The organism is Vibrio sp. 10N.222.52.B12 (assembly GCF_002875385.1).
Lineage (GTDB): Bacteria > Pseudomonadota > Gammaproteobacteria > Enterobacterales > Vibrionaceae > Vibrio > Vibrio jasicida.
In genome coordinates this window covers 66,359-84,816 of sequence record NZ_MDAW01000145.1, presented here as the reverse complement: position 1 = coordinate 84,816, position 18,458 = coordinate 66,359, and the positions used below count along the sequence as shown (strand labels likewise).

18 protein-coding genes and 1 pseudogene are annotated in these 18,458 nt (G+C 45.1%); 13 read left to right on the top strand and 6 right to left on the bottom strand.

Translation table 11 applies throughout. From position 1 onward, the window contains the following. Nucleotides 1–6: 6 nt before the first annotated feature. Together BCT11_RS21180 and BCT11_RS21175 are read right to left on the bottom strand one after the other, a co-directional pair. Complete coding sequence (locus BCT11_RS21180; RefSeq protein WP_102389227.1) at nucleotides 7–1,380, bottom strand: L-cystine transporter; 1,374 nt, start codon at nucleotides 1,378–1,380, stop codon at nucleotides 7–9. A 191-nt stretch (nucleotides 1,381–1,571) separates the two neighbouring features. Next, nucleotides 1,572–2,267, bottom strand: coding sequence for an NAD(P)H-binding protein (locus tag BCT11_RS21175; protein ID WP_102389226.1), 696 nt, complete (start codon nucleotides 2,265–2,267; stop codon nucleotides 1,572–1,574). A 668-nt stretch (nucleotides 2,268–2,935) separates the two neighbouring features. Between BCT11_RS21175 and BCT11_RS21170 the strand changes: the two genes are divergently transcribed. From BCT11_RS21170 to BCT11_RS21115, 11 genes and pseudogenes are all read left to right on the top strand, one after another. Further along, entirely contained in the window at nucleotides 2,936–3,547 is a 612-nt protein-coding gene (locus tag BCT11_RS21170) for a flavin reductase family protein (RefSeq protein WP_102389225.1), read from the top strand. Between the two features lie 19 nt (nucleotides 3,548–3,566). Further along, nucleotides 3,567–4,610 carry a nicotinate-nucleotide--dimethylbenzimidazole phosphoribosyltransferase gene (gene cobT, locus BCT11_RS21165; protein ID WP_102389224.1) on the top strand — a complete coding sequence of 348 codons (1,044 nt, stop codon included), beginning with the start codon at nucleotides 3,567–3,569 and terminating at the stop codon, nucleotides 4,608–4,610. Then, nucleotides 4,610–5,416 (top strand): adenosylcobinamide-GDP ribazoletransferase, encoded by an 807-nt coding sequence (locus tag BCT11_RS21160; protein WP_102389223.1) that lies wholly within the window; start codon nucleotides 4,610–4,612, stop codon nucleotides 5,414–5,416. Before cobT ends, BCT11_RS21160 begins: the two co-directional genes overlap by 1 nt. Beyond that, nucleotides 5,413–5,961: a bifunctional adenosylcobinamide kinase/adenosylcobinamide-phosphate guanylyltransferase gene (gene cobU / locus BCT11_RS21155; protein WP_102389222.1), complete on the top strand. Its 549-nt coding sequence runs from the start codon at nucleotides 5,413–5,415 to the stop codon at nucleotides 5,959–5,961. Before BCT11_RS21160 ends, cobU begins: the two co-directional genes overlap by 4 nt. Continuing rightward, entirely contained in the window at nucleotides 5,958–6,572 is a 615-nt protein-coding gene (gene cobC, locus BCT11_RS21150; protein ID WP_102389221.1) for an alpha-ribazole phosphatase, read from the top strand. The genes cobU and cobC overlap by 4 nt, the downstream gene beginning before the upstream one ends. Before the next feature lie 82 nt (nucleotides 6,573–6,654). Continuing rightward, the gene (locus BCT11_RS21145) at nucleotides 6,655–8,454 is read left to right on the top strand and encodes a M3 family oligoendopeptidase (RefSeq protein ID WP_102389220.1); all 1,800 of its coding nucleotides are present in this window, start codon (nucleotides 6,655–6,657) and stop codon (nucleotides 8,452–8,454) included. Nucleotides 8,455–8,692: 238 nt separating this feature from the next. Next, the gene (locus BCT11_RS21140) at nucleotides 8,693–9,721 is read left to right on the top strand and encodes a succinylglutamate desuccinylase (RefSeq protein WP_005439838.1); all 1,029 of its coding nucleotides are present in this window, start codon (nucleotides 8,693–8,695) and stop codon (nucleotides 9,719–9,721) included. Nucleotides 9,722–9,823: 102 nt separating this feature from the next. Then, complete coding sequence (btuC, locus tag BCT11_RS21135) at nucleotides 9,824–10,819, top strand: vitamin B12 ABC transporter permease BtuC (protein ID WP_042606235.1); 996 nt, start codon at nucleotides 9,824–9,826, stop codon at nucleotides 10,817–10,819. After that, nucleotides 10,806–11,573 carry a vitamin B12 ABC transporter ATP-binding protein BtuD gene (gene btuD, locus BCT11_RS21130; protein ID WP_102389218.1) on the top strand — a complete coding sequence of 256 codons (768 nt, stop codon included), beginning with the start codon at nucleotides 10,806–10,808 and terminating at the stop codon, nucleotides 11,571–11,573. Before btuC ends, btuD begins: the two co-directional genes overlap by 14 nt. Before the next feature lie 392 nt (nucleotides 11,574–11,965). Further along, nucleotides 11,966–12,460 (top strand): annotated as a pseudogene (locus tag BCT11_RS21120) (transposase); the annotation flags it as partial. A 131-nt stretch (nucleotides 12,461–12,591) separates the two neighbouring features. After that, entirely contained in the window at nucleotides 12,592–13,737 is a 1,146-nt protein-coding gene (locus BCT11_RS21115) for a hypothetical protein (protein ID WP_102389216.1), read from the top strand. Here the strand turns inward: BCT11_RS21115 and BCT11_RS21110 are convergent. Continuing rightward, on the bottom strand, nucleotides 13,712–14,011 hold the full coding sequence (locus BCT11_RS21110) for a hypothetical protein (protein ID WP_102389215.1): 300 nt from the start codon (nucleotides 14,009–14,011) through the stop codon (nucleotides 13,712–13,714). The two genes, BCT11_RS21115 and BCT11_RS21110, sit on opposite strands and share 26 nt — an antisense overlap. 173 nt (nucleotides 14,012–14,184) lie before the next feature. Between BCT11_RS21110 and BCT11_RS21105 the strand changes: the two genes are divergently transcribed. Further along, nucleotides 14,185–14,817: a class I SAM-dependent methyltransferase gene (locus BCT11_RS21105; protein ID WP_102389214.1), complete on the top strand. Its 633-nt coding sequence runs from the start codon at nucleotides 14,185–14,187 to the stop codon at nucleotides 14,815–14,817. A gap of 98 nt (nucleotides 14,818–14,915) precedes the next feature. Here the strand turns inward: BCT11_RS21105 and BCT11_RS21100 are convergent, their stop codons facing one another. From BCT11_RS21100 to BCT11_RS21090, 3 genes are all read right to left on the bottom strand, one after another. Then, on the bottom strand, nucleotides 14,916–15,491 hold the full coding sequence (locus BCT11_RS21100; protein WP_042606236.1) for a nucleoside triphosphate pyrophosphohydrolase family protein: 576 nt from the start codon (nucleotides 15,489–15,491) through the stop codon (nucleotides 14,916–14,918). A gap of 108 nt (nucleotides 15,492–15,599) precedes the next feature. Continuing rightward, nucleotides 15,600–16,181, bottom strand: coding sequence for a DUF1415 domain-containing protein (locus BCT11_RS21095; protein ID WP_042606237.1), 582 nt, complete (start codon nucleotides 16,179–16,181; stop codon nucleotides 15,600–15,602). 82 nt (nucleotides 16,182–16,263) lie between these two features. Further along, nucleotides 16,264–17,475 carry an MFS transporter gene (locus tag BCT11_RS21090; protein WP_102389213.1) on the bottom strand — a complete coding sequence of 404 codons (1,212 nt, stop codon included), beginning with the start codon at nucleotides 17,473–17,475 and terminating at the stop codon, nucleotides 16,264–16,266. A gap of 112 nt (nucleotides 17,476–17,587) precedes the next feature. Here BCT11_RS21090 and BCT11_RS21085 point away from each other — a divergent pair, with 112 nt between their 5' ends. Further along, on the top strand, nucleotides 17,588–18,457 hold the full coding sequence (locus tag BCT11_RS21085) for a LysR family transcriptional regulator (protein WP_038868612.1): 870 nt from the start codon (nucleotides 17,588–17,590) through the stop codon (nucleotides 18,455–18,457). The last annotated feature ends 1 nt before the right edge of the window (nucleotide 18,458 follow it).

The following is an 18,458-nucleotide window of genomic DNA, read 5'->3' as shown; positions in this document are numbered from 1 at the left end:
AGTGATCTACGCTTTTTGTTCTTCCAATCGTGTCTCTTTTTCAGAAGACTTCAATAGTCGACTAGTAATCGTACCTGCTGTCATCGCGCCAGAAACATTAAGTGCAGTACGTGCCATATCAATTAGTGGTTCGATAGAGATAAGTAACGCGGCAATCGTTACTGGCAATCCCATTGCAGGGAGTACGATAAGTGCAGCAAACGTTGCGCCGCCGCCGACACCGGCAATACCGAATGAGCTAATCGTGATGATAGCAATCAGTGACAAAATGAAGTTGATGTCTAGAGGATCAATTCCCATTGTTGGCGCTACCATCACTGCAAGCATTGCTGGGTAGATACCTGCACAGCCATTCTGACCGATAGTGGCACCGAAAGAAGCTGACAAGTTCGCAATCGCTGGTGGCACATTTAGCTTGGTGATTTGTGCTTCAACGTTAAGTGGGATCGTTGCTGCTGAGCTGCGTGACGTAAATGCAAATGTCAGTACAGGCCAGATCTTCTTAAAGTACTCTGCTGGGCTAACACCAACGAAAGACACTAGCAGTCCGTGTACAAGGAACATAAGTAAAATAGCAACGTACGATGCCACGATGAAGCCTAACAGATTAAGGATGTCACCAGCACTTGAAGTGGCAACGACTTTTGCCATCAGCGCAGCGATGCCGTAAGGCGTCAGTGCCATGATCATCTTAACTAAACGCATCACGATAGATTGAGCAGCCTCAACGAAAGTGCGAATCGGAGATTCTAGCTCTTCTTTTTCTGCCATCACTTTACGCGCAGCGATACCTACTAACACACCAAAGATAACTACAGCAATGATCGATGTAGAGCGAGCACCTGTGAGGTCAGCAAATGGGTTGGTTGGAATAAAGCTGACTAGCATCTGAGGAATCGTTAGGTCGCTTACTGAGCCTACACGGCTTTCTAGTACCGCAATACGAGCTGTTTCACGCGCACCTTCTGTGAGGCCTTCTGCAGAAAGACCAAACGTTGTGGTAACCAGAATACCAATCATGGCAGCGATAGCGGTCGTAACGAGAAGAACAGAAATCGTAAGGCCAGAAATCTTACCCAGAGAGCCGCCTTTTTCCAGCTTAACAACCGCTGAAATCATAGAGACAAGTACCAATGGCATAATGACCATCTTCAACAGGCCAACGTAACCACTACCAACGATACCAACCCACTCAAGCGTTTGAGCAATCACATCGCTGCCTTCGCCATGAATCAGTTGTAAAGCAAGACCGAAAAGTGAACCAGTCACAAGACCAATTAACACAAGACGAGATAACGTGTTCTTTTTTTGTTGTAGGTTAAAAAGAAAGAATAATATGGCGATAAACACCGCCAGAGAGGCAACCACTGCGAAATTCATAATTTGACCTTATCAATCAGCGCTAAATGCTGACTGTTTTTTTATATAGAGCTATAAACTGATGGCGTAAGATAACGCTCGGGATATAACTTTAAAAATGAAAAACAGGTATTAGATAGATCTAAAATGAATATAAATACGCGACGCACTTCTCGTTAATCATTGATTTAGAGCGAATTCCAACCAGATGTCTAATCGTAGTGCTTTATGAGGTCGAGCATTTCTCTCCGATGCAAAAAAACGATAGGGTCTTGTTGATAGCTGAAAACTTGGTAAATCATCGCTTTGGCGACGTCTTGAGCTTGAATAGGCACAAAATTAGCCAGTTTTCCCAGCATAAGCGGACGAATTACTTTAGAAAGAGTCTGAACAACCTTCTCATCTGTACGAGGGTTTTCTCGTTGCCCGACCAGAGGCCCTGGTCTTGCAAACACCACTTCATCAAAGCCCATTTTCTCGATGTTTTTTTCCATGTGGCCCTTACAAGCAAGATAATGAGATGATGAAGAGGCTTTTGCACCTAAGCTGGAAACCACAGCTAGGCGTTTCACACCGATCATCTTCATTTGTTGCGCGACTTTACACACCAATTCCACATCGATTCTGCGCAAAGCATCTTTACTACCTGCTTGTTTTAGCGTCGTTCCTAAGCAAATAAAGCCGACGTTTGGGGTAGGTTGTTGTTCGTCCCAGTCATGAATGGCTAACTCAGCATCTAAGATGGAAATAATCTTGTTGTCAGGATCGGCGACATCAGTCAACGATTTTCGAGAAAGGGAGTAGAGCGAATCAATACTTGGTTGTGAAACCAATTTATTGATGACAGCTTTGCCGACAAGCCCAGTCGCACCAGCAATGATGACGCATGCGTTCGTGTTGTTACTCATTGTCTTCTTCCTCATAGAGAACAAATGCTTACGCTATTGTAGCTGATTTACCTGAACAAGCATTAGGCATGAATACAATGTTTGATATTTAACTTGTTTGTTTTGTCTTTTCAAAAATAAAAAGACCCGCGGGACAAACGGGTCTTTTTTATTAGGAGAATGATAAGGGTATGGATCGCCGAGGTTGGCGGGTTGGGTTAGGCTTGCCTCTCTTAGCGGGGCGACGACTTTGATTGGCAAACATAATTTCTCGCTTTTTGTGTTAGGGACGATTTATTTACAGCATCACACGTGCCAACTTTCAAAATACAGGCGATGAGGAAATTAGCTCTCGTTTCATTTACGCCCAATCTTTGTTAGACGTGATATTGGATAGTTTTATTTATCAATGCTTTAAGTTGTTTGGTTAGACTGATATTGACCATCAGACGTTATCAATTAGAGCGCTGAAAAATAAATGACTGAGACTGAGTTGGTTTAAGTTGAACGCTCTCTTTAATGGAACAAGCTTGTTGAAGTGACATTTTTGTCAATATGACTGTCGAATTGACAAAAAGCGCTGTCAAAAAGAGAAAATCAGGTGAAATTGCACACAAGAGGCGTACACTTGTTGTCTTTAAAAAACGAGCCATTGGCTCATTCGAGACTTTTCAGACCAAGGACGTCGTATGAACATAGATCTCAGTACGCTTGCGCCAACGCAGGTGTACCATTTGATGACTCAAACTGTCATTCCTCGCCCAATCGCTTGGGTGCTCACAGACTCAGGTGAGAAAAACTTCAATCTCGCTCCATTCTCCTACTTTACTGCAGTCTCCAGCCACCCACCTTTATTGATGATTTCTGTGGGGAAAAAGCCCAATGGTGACATCAAAGACACCACGCGAAATGCATTAGAGACAGGTAAGTTGGTTATCCATATCGCACCCAGCGATCTCGCGGATAAAGTCACTTTATCTTCTGCCACATTAGAACATGGGGAATCTGAACTGGAGACGACTCAACTTGAGACGGTTGATTTCCAAGGTTTCGAATTCCCACGCCTAGAGGGCGCGCCAATTGCATTCGGCTGTAAGTTGCATGAAGTGATAGAGATGGGGCTGACACCGCAAAGTTTAATCTTTGCAGAGATTGAACACATTTATGTTGATGAACGGGTCATATCCATGGAAGGTGATCGTTTAAAAGTCGACGCTCTTGCGGTTGACCCATTAGCAAGGCTTGGTGGAAATGAGTACGCCACGCTAGAAAAGACGTTCTCTGTTGCTCGTCCAAAATAAAGAATAAGGAACCATCATCATGGATCGCTCTTTTGCCTCAGAAATTCAAGCTCGCATTGATAACAAAACCAAACCAGTAGGCGCTCTTGGTTTGCTCGAAAAAGTAGCCTTAGAACTGGCGCTAATTCAAAGCCAAGATAAGCCGCAAGCGGTTGAAACAATAGAAATTCGCAAACCAACCATGTTGGTATTCGCTGGTGATCACGGCATCGCGGAAGAAGGGGTGAGCATTGCGCCAAGTGCTGTGACTCAACAAATGGTGGCGAATTTTCTCGCTGGTGGCGCCGCCATTAATTGTTTCTGCGATCTCAACCAAATTGACTTTATGGTCATTGATTGTGGCATGTTGTCACCGATCGATACCTTAGTTCCTGACTTTAAAAATCATCCCAACTTGATTAAGAAACGTCTGGGAAATGGCACGGCAAACTTTGCTAAACAAACGGCGATGTCACTAGAACAAGTCGCGCTAGGTTTGGAATATGGTGCCCAAGTCGCGCAGCAGGCGATCCTTAATGGCTCGAACTTATTGATGTTTGGTGAGATGGGGATTGGCAATACCAGTTCGGCATCGGCACTGTTAACTGCGCTGAGTCCATTGGAAGTCGACCATTGTGTTGGCTATGGCACGGGCATTACTCAAGAGCAACTCAACCGCAAGATCAAGCTAGTTGCACAAGGTGTGAATCGCTGTCGTGACTTTGATACTAAAGGCGCGTTGGCTCAAGTCGGTGGGTTCGAAATCGTACAAATGGTTGGCGCATTTTTAGAAGTGAAACGCCATAAAACGCCAGTCTTGGTCGATGGATTTATCGTCTCTGTAGCCGCTTATGTCGCGACTCTATTAGATGAAGGGACGCGAGATTACATGCTGTTTGCACATAATTCAGAAGAGAATGGGCACAAGTTTGTGCTGGAATGCCTACAAGCGGAGCCTCTCTTGGATCTTGGGTTGCGCTTGGGTGAAGGGACCGGAGCCGCACTTGCTTTGCCACTGGTAAAAGCGGCGGCTCAGTTTTACAACAACATGGCGAGCTTTGAGAGTGCGGGAGTGACGGTTTAGTGTTTGCTTCTGAGAATACCCACACTTCAGAGACTCGTTCTTTGCGCTATCAGAGTGAGCTTTTCTTACTCGCAATTAGCTTTTTTAGCCGTATACCTGTGCCCGCAGATTTACCTTACAGTGAAAAGCGCATGAACCAAGCAGGCCGATATTTTGCTTTGGTCGGTGTGTTGCTTGGGCTACTGTGCGCAGCTGTGTTTTCACTGGCAAGTTTATTGTTCCCAAACTCAGTTGCCATCGTGTTAACTATGGCTTTTAGCCTATTGCTTACCGGCGCGTTCCATGAAGACGGTTTAACGGATATGGCGGATGGCATTGGCGGTGGTATGACGTTAGAGCGCCGCTTAACCATCATGAAAGACAGCCGCATTGGGACGTACGGCGCGGCAACGCTAATGATGGCGCTGCTGGCGAAGTTTGTATTTTGGAGCGAGTTAGCCAATGAACCTCAATTTTGGCTGATGATTGTTGTGGCGTACACCGTGAGCCGAGCACTGGCTGCCACTCTCATATACGACATGCCTTACGTTAGTGACGCTGACACCTCGAAAAGCAAACCGTTAGCAAATAAACAATCGAGCTTAGAGGTCGCGATACTGCTCTTAACTGGTGGGGTTGTCGCGTTGTTATTGGGCGTGACTCAGGCTGCTGTGGTTGTATTGGTATTGGCACTGTTTCGTGTCGGCTTTAAACGCTGGCTGACCAAACGTATCGGCGGATTTACTGGCGATTGCCTTGGTGCCGCGCAGCAGCTTTCAGAGTTGCTTGTTTATCTCATTCTTATCGCATTTAGTCATTCATTATGAAGCAACTTATTCTAGGTGGTGCTCGCTCAGGAAAGTCGAGCTTAGCAGAGAGCAGGGCGCAACAATGGACACAAAATAAAAACGGAACGCTTCACTATGTGGCGACGGCATTGCCTTTTGATGATGAAATGAAGCAACGCATTGCTCACCATAGACTGCAGCGAGGGGCTGGGTGGATTGAACATGAGTGTCCGCTTAACTTGCCTGAGCTCATTTGTGAATTTTCGTCTCAAGATGTCGTGTTAGTTGATTGCCTCACGCTTTGGCTCAACAACTGGATCTTTGAACTTGGTGATGACTGTTGTAATGAGCGATTAGAGGAAAAAATTGGGCGGTTGGTAAATGCGGCTGCACAATCTGAAGCGACGCTGATTTTTGTCTCTAACGAAGTCGGTATGGGCATAGTGCCGCTCGGCGCCGTCAGTCGTTACTTTGTTGATAATGCGGGACGGATGAATCAAAAACTGGCGACCGTATGTGAGCAAGTCACGTTTGTCGCTGCGGGCTTGCCGCTTGAGCTCAAACCACAGGAAGGGAAGAGATGAAAACGCTGAATATCTATTTACTGCGACACGGAAAAGTGAACGCTGCCCCAGGTTTACACGGACAAGCCGATTTAAAAGTCGATGAAGCAGAGCAACGCAAAATTGCTCAAGCGTGGCAACAAACGGGTCGAGAAGTCGAAGGGGTCATCAGCTCTCCTTTGTCACGTTGTCACGACCTTGCTGAGATACTTGCTGAGCAGCAACTTTTGCCTTTGATTGTGGAGCCACAACTTCAAGAGTTGGATTTTGGTGATTTCGACGGCATCCCATTTGACATGCTTTCTGAGCACTGGAATAAGCTTGATGCGTTTTGGAAAGCACCGGCACAACAAACCTTACCGAATGCCGAGAGCTTGGATGATTTCTCTCATCGTGTAACTTGTGCTTGGTCTCAAATCATTAATGATATCAATGACAACTTGCTAATTGTCACGCATGGTGGCGTAATTAGAATAATTCTTGCCCATGTATTGGGTGTAGATTGGCGCAATCCGCGATGGTATTCGACATTAGCTATAGGAAATGCGTCAGTAACACATATAACAATTACCATCGATGATCAGATTTACGCCTCAATTCGTTCGATAGGCGTACCACTATTTGAAAATTAGTCACGGAAGTAGCCAACGCTTGGATCTCTACCGAGTTTAAGAGAGAAAAGGGCTGGCTCGATTACATCAAAAGGAACCATAAATGACCGCTCCTAGCTGGGATTTATCCATCGTTTATAACGATCTCGCTGACCCACGAATTCGAGATGACATTGCCCTTGTAGAGCAATGCATTGACCTACTCAATAAACAGTCTGCCGATTGTAACTCTGTTGAAGTGATGCAAAACGCAATCTTAACCAGCGAGGCGGCAAGCCGTTTGGCTGGCACGATTGCTAACTTCGCAAACTGTTACGCGTCAGTGGATGCGACAAATGCAGAGGCGAAAGCACTGCTGGGTCGTATGACGCGTATTTTCTCTGAGCTTTCTCAAGCTTACAGTGCGTTTGAGCTTAAATTGACTCACGCTGATGAAGAGTTCATTACTCGCGTTTTGGATCATGAAAATCCAGATATCAGTGGTCAGGCGTTTTCAATCTTAAACTCTCGCAAACTGGCTGACACACGCTTAAGCACCGAAGAAGAAAAGCTGTTAGCGGCAATGAGCGTGGATGGAAAATCTGCGTGGGGTAAGTTATACAACAACCTCACGGGCTCTTTGAAAGTGAAGCTTGACTACGCTGATGGTGAAAGTGAAGAGCTTGGCTTCTCCCAAGCGGCAAGTATTCTTTATGGCTCGGAGTTTGAGCGTCAAGAAGGTGCATGGCGCGGTGTGCAAAAGGCGATGGCCACACATCAAGAATCGTTCGCAGCGATTCTCAATGCACTTTCAGGCTGGCGTTTAACGGAAAACAAAAAGCGTTCTGTTAAACGCGATGTTCATTTCCTTGATCCAAGTTTGCATGGCAGCCGAATCAAATCCGAAACGTTGGATGCCATGATGAAAGTGGCTAAAGACAGTCGTGAAATCGGTCAGAAAGCTGGTTTGCTAATGGCTAAGGTCCACGGTCTGGATGAGATGAAACCGTGGAATCATCTTGCTGCGATGCCTGCTTTGAGTGGTGAAGCGAAAGTTTACCCATTTGATGAAGCAATCGACGTCATTTGTGAAGCGTTCGAAACCGTGAATCCAGACATGTCCGAGTTTGTCCGCATGATGGTACAAAACGGCTGGATTGATGCTGCGCCTAATGCCAATAAACGCCTTGGTGCATACTGTACTAAGCTGCCGGCGACGCGTACGCCGCTTGTGTTTATGACTTGGAGTGGTAGCCGCTCAGACCTTATGACACTTGCTCATGAGCTTGGTCACGCCTTCCACAACTGGGTGATTCGTGACTTGCCGCTTTGCCAAACGTACTACCCGATGACGTTGGCAGAAACCGCTTCAATTTTCGCTGAAAACATCGTTCGTGATCACCTGATTTCAAAAGCAGAAAGTGTGGATGATAAGCTCGAAATGCTGTGGGAAGAGCTCTCTTCGGCGTTGGCGCTGATGATCAATATCCCAGTTCGTTACGAATTCGAAAAAGCCTTCTACGAGCGTCGCCAAGAGAGAGAACTGACAGCAGATGACTTCTGTGAGCTGATGTCAGAAACGTGGAAAGATTGGTATGGCGATGTGATGAGCGAAGCTGACCCTTATTTCTGGGCGAGCAAGCTGCACTTCTCCATTTCTGGGGTGAGCTTCTACAACTACCCATATCTGTTCGGCTTCTTGTTCAGTAAAGGTATCTACGCTCAACGTGAAGCTAAAGGGGAGCGTTTCTACGACGATTACGTAGATCTATTGCGCGACACTGGCAACATGATGGCTGAAGAGGTTGTCGAAAAGCATCTTTCAATGGATCTGACGCAACCAGAATTTTGGCAGCAGAGTGTGGAGCTAGTTCGTGACAAAGTAGACGAATTTGAACGTTTACTCGCACAACGTGGTGAATAAACGCTAAAAGTTGATCAAATCATAATGATCTTCTTTAGGGCTGTGGTAAAGTTCACAGCCCTAACACTTTGTAATTGTTTAAAAAATAAACGCCTCAATGCTTGATTTGAGTGCATGGCGCGAAAAGGTATGGGATTTTAAATAAATTTGGTGGCTTCTACTCATAAGTGGGATCGCAACAACAAAAATCCTTTGTACAATTTATTAACATACCCGCCGTGCTATTAAGGAGTAACGCATGACGAAGTCTCTCTTTCGCCAATCGTTTTTAACTGACACGTTAGATGTTCATATTGATGTCGCGCCAGCGGAGCAGGTGCTGTCTAATGGTGTAAAACTTAAACTCTATCAGCGTGGTGTGCTAGAAGTGATTCCTGATGAATACACTCAGGAAACCAAGAACGTCATCATCTCTTGTGGTGTCCACGGGGATGAAACCGCACCGATGGAGCTGGTGGATTCAATTATCAAAGACATCGAATCTGGCTTCCAGAAAGTCGAGGCTCGATGCTTATTCATTATCGCTCACCCAGAATCGACTCTGGCGCACACGCGATTTTTAGAAGAAAACCTTAACCGACTGTTTGATGAGAAAGAGCACGAGCCAACCAAAGAGCTTGCGATTGCTGACACTCTCAAATTGTTAGTCAGAGATTTCTATCAAGATACGGCAGCGGAAACACGCTGGCACTTAGATTTGCACTGTGCGATCCGTGATTCAAAGCACTACACCTTTGCGGTGAGTCCGAAAACGCGCCATCCTGTTCGTAGCAAAGCTTTGATTGATTTCCTCGATAGTGCACATATTGAAGCCGTGCTACTGTCTAACTCACCAACCAGCACATTCAGCTGGTTCAGTGCAGAGAACTACGGCGCTCAAGCTTTGACGATGGAGCTTGGTCGAGTGGCTCGCATTGGTGAAAACGACTTAGACAAACTGACTGCGTTCGATTTGTCACTGCGTAACCTAATTGCAGAGGCGAAAGCGGAGCACTTGTCTAAACCATGTATCAAGTACCGTGTTAGTCGTACGATTGTGCGCTTGCACGAAGATTTCGATTTCATGTTTGATGACAATGTTGAGAACTTCACCTCATTCGTTCACGGCGAAGTGTTTGGTCACGATGGTGACAAACCATTGATGGCGAAGAACGATAACGAAGCCGTTGTTTTCCCAAATCGCCACGTCGCGATTGGTCAACGCGCAGCATTAATGGTGTGTGAAGTGAAAACGCGCTACGAAGATGGTGAGTTAGTCTACGATTAATGCCATATCGCTTTAATTTCGGCGAATAAAGCGTAAGAACACATTTGCAATTTACCGAGGCTTAACTGTAAGGTTAAGCCTCGTTTGTATTTATCGGCTACTATGGATTTTCAACAACTTATCCTGAACAAGGAGCGACGCTGGCAACGCAATCTTTTGATTATGTCAGTGATTCTCGTGCTGCTCTCTGCCATTCATTTGATGGTCGGAGAGGTTTTCCTTTCTCCTTTTCAATCTCTTTCTGCGTTTGAACAAAAACTGTTATTGGATTTGCGTCTGCCACGTTTGGTAGCCGCTGCGATAATTGGCGCCGCATTAGCGGTCTCAGGGGCAACATTGCAAGTCTTGCTTGGGAACGTATTAGCCGAACCCGGCGTTCTCGGGATCTCGGGGGGCGCGAGTTTGGCGATGGTGCTAGCTATGTTTGCTTTGCCTGTTTTGCCTTCCCCAATGATTTTTATGTTAGCCGCGATCGCTGGCTCGATGCTATTCACCGTCATATTGGTTGGCATAGCGCGAGCGATGCATCTCACTACCGCAAGGCTGCTGCTTGTCGGTGTTGCTCTGGGTATTCTGTCGAGCGCCATTGTGACTTGGGCATTCTACTTTAGCGATGACTTAAGCCTCCGTCAGTTAATGTACTGGTTAATGGGCAGCATTGGTGGTGCAAGTTGGTATCAGCACACCGTCACTTTAGTCATGCTACCTGTACTGATTTGGCTCTGCAGCAAGGGCAAGCCGCTGGATAAGTTGATGCTAGGGGAAATCCATGCAACTCAACTGGGTATTGATGTTCATCAGATGCGCTGGAAGCTCATTTTGGCAATTTCCGTACTTGTTGGCGGTTCCGTTGCGTTAGGTGGGATCATTAGCTTTGTGGGCTTAGTTGTGCCGCATTTGCTTCGATTAGCGTTTGGTACAGAAAACCGTTACCTGTTGCCTCTGTCGGCAATATCTGGCGCAGCTTTATTGGTGTTTGCGGATATCGGCGCGCGTTTGTTGCTCGATTCCGCAGAGCTACCTCTCGGAGTGATGACCACTTCTATCGGTGCGCCTATCTTCATTTGGATGCTGGTGAAAAGTCATGATGCACGTTAAGCACATCGCAGTTGGAAGTCGACTGCTACCGTTGTCCTTTGAATGTAAGCCGGGTGAGGTTGTGCATGTCGTGGGTCCAAACGGCTCTGGGAAAAGCACATTACTTGGCGCGATATCTGGAACCTTAAATCAGCGTGAAGGTGTAAGTGGGGAAGTACTTGTCGACAATAACGACCTGCTCACAATGCCACTTTCAGAACAAGCGCATATCCGCGGGTATTTGTGTCAACAATCAAGACCTGCGTTCAATGTTGACGTCTTTCAATACTTAGCACTTTCACTGCCAACGGGTGCCAATATCGGCGATGAGAAAGTACGGGACGTAGTCAATATCGTTATTGAGCTGGTGCAATTGCAAGACAAGCTTCATCGAAGCATTCAGACATTATCCGGTGGTGAATGGCAGCGTGTCCGTCTAGCTGGGGTGTGCTTGCAAGTGTGGCGCACAATTAACCCATACTCTCAGCTATTGATTTTGGATGAACCCGCAGCGCCGTTGGATATTGCCCAAGAAGGACTGCTATATCAGCTCATTAATGCCGTCGCTGCGCAAGGCATCGGGGTGTTGGTCGCAAACCACGATCTAAACCGAACACTTAAGCATGCTGATAAGGTGCTGCTGCTCAATAACGGCGTATTGCATTCTTCCGGTAACGCCGATGAAGTGCTATCAGAAGAAGGATTAGCTGAGGTGTTCCAAACTCAAGTTAAGAAGGTCTTAGTAGAAGAAAGGCCGTATCTGATTTTTGATTAGTATCCTAAAGGAATACAGTGCAGCCAGATGCCAAACTGTTTATTTGTTGCGAGGCTAAAACAGAGGCATCTGATGTGAATGGGACTTCTTGATATCTAATGGGTTATCGACACTCTGAAAGTACTCCACCCAAACTTTATTACTTCTCGGAAACTCTCGTCGTAGGGCTTTCTTAACGTGTTTACGCGTACTGACCAAATCTCCCGTCATCGTGTGATTGTGATACCCCGTTTCAACAATTTGGAACTCACTATCTGTTAAACAGTAAATCAGAAAGCCGAAATCTCTTTTGTAGGTCTTAAACTCCCCATAAGTTTTAATTAAGAGTTGAGGGACGACCATTCTAACTCAAGATCACCACGTTGGAGTCTTGACTTGATTTTGGATAGGGCTTCTTAGATGGATATATTGTTCGAGCACATCAATATAGTACGGGTTTGGCTACTGAAAGGCCTGAACACATCGGAAAGGAGCGTTGAGGGAATTCAACTAAGATTCACTTGGCTGTATATAGTTTTGGTTTATCGATTTATTTCTATTTGTCAGAAGGTTAGCGACACGAAATAGGGCATACCGAAAATTTAGGAGAGCAACTCGATGAGGTTAATACTATCGTTTGTGATAAAGGATATGATAGCGAACCTTTCCGTTTTTTTGTTAAGAGGTATGGCGGAAAACCTGTAATTACTAAACGAAATTATGGACAAGATACAGACAAAGGCAGTACGGATTGGTGCTTATATAGGTACCGTCACTTGATCGAAAATGATTTCGTTAGAATTAAGCATTATCGAGCTATTTCAAATAGACATCATAAGCTAGAAAGAAGTTATGCCAACATGTTATCGCTGGCATTCATGTTTATGTGGCTACCTATGTATCGTTAAGTATGAAATGTACAAAAAATCTCAATGCGCCTCAATAGTTAGCATGGTCAATATTAATATTTTATTTATGCTAATTAGATGCGGTTTTTTATTCATATCGTTGAGTATGAGATAAAAAGAGGAATAACATTATGAGAGAGGCAAGAACTACAATATTGTTATTTGTATTATTTCTTTTCGTTCCTGTTGCAAATGCTCAAATGGACGAAGATGACATATTTAATATTGTCCTACAAAATACTTATCGTGCTGATACGCGGCCTCCAGAAGAGGTTTTTAATACAGGTTTCCAAAATCTAGGTGATAATGATCGTATTATTGAACATGTAGAAGGCGAGTCATGCTTTTCAGGTACTCAGAACTCAGCATTTATATCAACAACATTGCACTCAGATTTCGCTGTAAACTGGTTAAGTGAAGGAAGAAATTCAGGAATTACTTATTATGTGTATGAAATTAGGCCAACCAATAACTTCTATGATGTAACGAGTACCCTATTGAGGGGATGCCAAATTACGCAAAGACAGAGGTTCTGGGATGTTGCTTATTACTTTCAAGGACAGGCAGAAGTTGTTGCATTTGGAGGAATTAGTGCTGAGCAAATTGTTTCTGCCCGTGAATATATTACCACTGGAGTCAATACCCCTCCCACTTTAGTTCGTGTCATAAATAACGCGAACTATGTTAATGATGCAATCTCTGACAGTTACGGAAGCGCGTATCCTTACGTTTACGCAGATGATGCGGCAGATGATAGCTCAAGTTGTTCATCGTATTGCTCTGTGGAGTCTAGTTCTAGAGCGAGGTCATCGAGCGAGGAGCAGTGCAACGTTGTTGATGTTATTAGCCCGTCTAATAAAGTATTCAAAACGTCGGCTCCTTTTTGGGAGTATATATATTATTATGGCAACCCGATTCAAGCGACCAGTAAATATCCTAAGCAATGTCGAGTAATAATTGAAAGTGCCACCTCTTTTACAGTCAATTGTGAAGGTTATAGAGATTGGGTAGGGCTCAAGAAAAACACTGTATTCAATAGATTTGTCGTCAGATTTTCAGGGGGACAAAAAGGAGGTGTCCGGTTTGATAAAACATTCCGCAGCGATAGCTTATCGTTAACAATATCTAAACGCGACATTCCGACATCTGATGGCTATAAGTTATCGCACCTGAACTACAACATTGAAGAGCTCTTGAGAGGGCAAACTCCATACAAGGTCGATTTAAAAATTTACCCAGTTTTACCGAAAGTTAAAGCATACTCGTATGGTAGATAATACCTACCTCATAAAGACTGGGTGCTTTTTCTTTATTACTTCTCGGAAGCTCTCGTCTGAGGGCTTTCTTAACGTGTTTACGCGTACTGACCAAATCTCCCGTCATCGTTTGATTGTGATACCCCGTTTCAACAACTTGGAACTCGCAGTCAACTAGGCAACAAATCAGAAAGCCGCGATCTCTTTTGTAAGTCTTAAACTCTACCGCCTCTTTAGGCTGCAATTCTTTGAGCTGTTTTTCGACTAACGGCAACACCTGAGATATATGAATCATAGGTAATCCACGATATGGTAACTGAGATAAGGTTATCAGAGAGATAGACCTCAGAAATATCAATAAATACTGAACAGGTGTTTAGTTTGAGCATAACAATGCAGTTGGGAATGCAACGTGCAGATTCAATTTGGATGAGTAGAGCTTTATCAGGGAGTGATAGCAGAAAGGATATGAAAACCAACTATCTAGTCCATGAAGAAATGTATGTTCAAGCGCGCCAAGCCGGGTGGGAAGGCTGGGGTGGTAATAAAAGCATGTCTAAGCCAATTTTGGTGGAACGTTTTCTCGCGCTGGAAGGGTGTCCAACACGAGGAAGATTGCTTGAGTTAGGTTGCGGAGAAGGACATCACTGCAGGGCATTTTATCTACATGGTTTTGAAGTGACTGGTGTCGATATCTCAGAGACAGCAATAGCATGGGCAAGAGAAAAAGCACAATTGGCTGATATAGCTGGGGAGTATGTTGTCGCTGACTTAACTGCAGCATCACTGGAACTTACTGAACGTTATGATGTTGTCATCGATGGTAACTGCCTACACTGTATTATCGGGAATGACCGAGCCACATTTCTCAGTCATGTGTATCGCTTGTTGTCCGAAAATGGCGTGTTTTTCGTGAGCAGTTTGTGCTCGAAAGATGGCAACAGCCATCATACGTACAAAGATGAGTACACTTATCGCTGTATTCCATCAAAAGAATACCTCGTTTCTGAACTTGAAGAAGCAGGCTTTGAAGTCCGTAATGTAGAGGTATATGAACGAAATACTTCAAACCATATTACGGTGTATGCTGTGAAAGCTTGAATTCTCGACACTCATTCAATAAAGCTCAGAATAAAAAAGCGCCCACAATATCGAGTATTGTGGGCGCTGAATTTTATCTGTAGTGCCTAATCGACGATTTACTGTGTAAGTGGCTTAAGGTCTGCAGGGCGGTAGTAAACCGATTTTAGAACCTTGCCTTTACGTACCGTTTTACCTTCAGATATAAAATCTTCTGCACATTTCGCAATGATGTATTCGCCTTTTTGAACCGCCATCAGTTTGATGCCTTGTTCAGCGTAGAACGCTTCTGTTTCTGCGTATTCTTGTTCGTTGCGACACACTTTGCTCATGTTGCTTGAGTGTACTTCGTCCCAGCAAGGGATAAAGTCGATACCACGGTTCACCGCTACGTTAAGCAGTAGATCAATCAGGTAGCTGATCGCAAGGTTATCTTCAACTTTGCTGTCACCAAGGTGTACTAGACGACCCATTAGAACGTAAACACTGTCAATGATTGCGTCTGCTTGCTCTGTTTTGCAATCCGCTTCCGCTAGTTCAGTAAGCTCTTCGATCGCAAGAGAAGTGTGTAGAGTATCTGCTTGTGCGTCTAGGCTTGCAACATCCGCCACTGGTAGATCGAAAGTGCTACGGAACTCGGTAATGTCACGGTATAGGTGATCAAAAATCTCTTGGGTTAGCTTTGACAGTTGCATTCTAATGTCCATTGAATCGATTGAAGTCGCAATCATATCAAACCGAACTTTAATCCCCAAGCGATCCCATTCTAACTGGTCAGAAATCTGTCTCTTGGGGAGTGAGTTTTAGCGGAATAGGAAAGGGAAGAGCTTCTTACGTTCTTCTTCTGAAAGCGCTGAGACACGTGCGATATTGGTATCTGGAATGGACTCGGGATCAGGGTAGTGTTTGAGTACCTTTTCCATGCTCTCTTCACGGATCAAATGAAACACTGGATATGGAGAGCGATTCGTCAGGTTTTCATCATCTTCTGGTTCTGCACCGCCAAAGCAGTAATCAGGATGGAAGGTGGCAACTTGGAAAATGCCTTCCCAATCTTGCTGTTTGATCAAGCCTTCAACCCAATCAATGAAGAAGTTGTAATCCCAGAAATCTTGCAGCATGTTTGGAACCACAACCAAGGTTGTCTCCAGTTTTTCTGGCTCGGTACTACTGAGTTCGATCAGTTGCAGCAAAATGTCTTCAAGTAGTGCTTCTTCTTGCGAGGCTTCACTAACGAAGATTTTGATTTGTTTATTGCGCTGTGGCTTAGCGGCGAATGGGCAGAGATTTAACCCGATCACGACATCATTGAGCCATTGATCGACTTGCTCTGTGATCGCATTGGTATCGGTGTTTGATGATTCTTGTGTTGAGCGCGTTGGCATACGACTTTCTTGCTTTTATGAATGTGGCGCAAGCATAGCAGACCAGCGCCACAACATAAAATCAATAGGGCTTAACGCTTTGCTAAGCCGTTATGTCTGCGTTATCGCCAGCGTCAATTCGCTCTGTGATGTGTTTTAAGAATGCGATAGCAGCGAACATGGCAATGTACAGTGTGCTACCGCCGATGAGTACACTCGACCAACCGCCGTTTTGCCAGCAATAGAGCAATAGGAATCCACCTAAACTGCCGCCAATGTAGTAATGCACGAGATACAATGCGGTCGCCGTCGCTTTTGCTTGTGTCGCGTTTTGTCCAACCCAGCCGTAGGCGAGTGTGTGAGTGAAGAACGCACCAAAACTGATCAACAATAACCCTGTGAGCATCGCAGGTATGCTTTCAATCACCGCGATCCACATGCCAGCCATGCTGACGATAGAGCCCAAAAACATGCCAAGTATCGGTGAAAAGCGTTTACTCCAATGTCCGGCGCAGCGGGAAGAGAACGTACCACCCAAATAGCAAATAAAGATGAGAGAAGCTAACCCGACAGGCACATTATGTGGCGCACTGACTAAGCGAAAACCCATTACCGAATAGAGATTAACGAACAACGCAAAGTTCAAACCACCAATCAGCATGGCGAACCACACTCGTTGATTTTTGAAGTGTTCGATAATAGCTCGATTGTGATGCCTTAAACTGCTCGAAGAAGGGGTGAAGTTTTTCTGTTTTGGCAGCAAGTAATGCACGCTGACCACGCCGATAAGGGTGAATAGCAACATAACTTCGATGGCGACATCGATGCTAAAGTTGTCTGCCAACAAACCTCCGCTGATACGCCCTGCGATCCCTCCCAATGAATTGGCTGCGATATAAGTACCGATCGCCATTGAAAATGCGTGTTTATCTAGCTCTTCCGCCATATAAGCAACGGCAACAGCAGCAAACGCGGCAAGCGCAACACCGATCAAAGCGCGACAAACCACTAAGAACAAAAACGAATCGCCAAGCAGCATTAATGCGGAGATAGCAGGGATCGAAAACAGACCAAACATCATTACAGGTTTGCGCCCAATCGATTCAGAGAGCACAGCCATCGGAACCAAGCTAAAGGAGAGAGCCAGTGTGGTGGCGGCGAATAGCCAGTTAACCTGCGTTTCCGAGATCTGAAAGTGCACCGCAAAGCTTGGCAGCATCGGCTGAAGGAGATAAAGGTTTGAGAAAACCAAAAACGAGCCTAGCGCCAGAGATAGCGTAATGCGTTTGTATTCCGGAGTGCCGAAACTGACCATGAGTCCTGCCTAATGCGAGCGAGCAAATATAAAGAAACTGTGATCAATCTATCAGTTAGTTGTGGATTGAAAAAATATATTAAAAATATGGTTGGTATATATTTTTGATCTAATGGAATCGAAACAACTCAAACACTTTTTGGCGGTCGCGGAACACGGCAACATTACTCATGCAGCTAAGGCTTTGCACATTGCTCAGCCAGCGTTAAGCATTTCAATTAAGAAGTTCGAACAGTCTCTTGGTGTGACGCTGTTTCGCCGAGAAGAAAAGAAAATCAGCTTAACCAAAGAAGGGGAAACCTTGTTGGTTCACGCTAAGCGAGTAATTCAGCAGTTACACGATGCGCAACTAGCGATTGATGAGCTCAAAGGTTTAGCCAAAGGGGAAGTGCGTCTTGGCACGCCTTCAATGATGGGCAGTTATTTTTTCCCTCGAATTGTTATGGCGTTTAAGAGCCAGTATCCAGATTTAAAGCTGACGCTGGTGGAGGCGGGCACTCAGTCTATTCGTCGAATGTTACTTAATGGTCAGCTCGATATTGGCGTGATCAGCTGTGACGATGTACCAGACGACTTAGAAACTGACCATTTGTTTACTAGCCAAATGGTTGCCGTCGTGGCTCCGGAACATGATTTAGCTCAGCGTAATGCCATCACATTTGATCAGTTTTTCGAGCATGACTTGGTGATGTTCCAACATGGCTACTTCCACCGAGAATTCTTAGACCACGTGAGTGAAGAGCATGGCTTTACGATGAAGTCCTCATTCGAAACCAACTTGCTGCCGCTCATTCTGAGTATCGTTAAACAAGAATTTGCTATTACCGCGCTTCTCGAATTGGTGACACAACATGAACAGGGGGTGGTGGGTATTCCATTTGAACCGAGCGTTAAGCTCGACCTTGCACTCGCGTGGCGAAAACAAGGCTATCTATCCATCGCCGACCGTACTTTCATTGACTTTGTGAAGCGGTATGTTTGAT